1 protein-coding gene is annotated in these 263 nt (G+C 41.8%); it reads left to right on the forward strand.

The genetic code is table 11. The features are described from left to right. On the forward strand, window positions 1-263 hold a 263-nt coding region (locus tag MTCD1_RS19455), incomplete at both ends, for a potassium transporter TrkG (RefSeq protein ID WP_305764596.1).

Consider the following 263-nt stretch of genomic DNA (forward strand, 5'->3'; position numbering starts at 1 on the left):
GTTCATCCGCGTGCTGTATATAAAATCAAACTAGGTAAAAAAGTAGTGCCTGATCGTGTTATCGATGCGGTTTGGGGATTCTTTTCAGCCTATGCATTGGTGTTTGTCATTTGTATGCTGGCATTGATCGCGACAGGGATGGATGAGTTATCGGCATTTTCTGCAGTTGTTGCAACATTGAATAATTTAGGACCTGGACTTGGTCAAGTTGCGGTGCATTTTGGTGATGTGAATGATAGCGCTAAATGGATTTTAGTTGTTGC

Origin of the sequence: Colwellia marinimaniae (assembly GCF_002207865.1) — a bacterium.
GTDB classification, from domain to species: Bacteria; Pseudomonadota; Gammaproteobacteria; order Enterobacterales; family Alteromonadaceae; genus Colwellia; species Colwellia marinimaniae.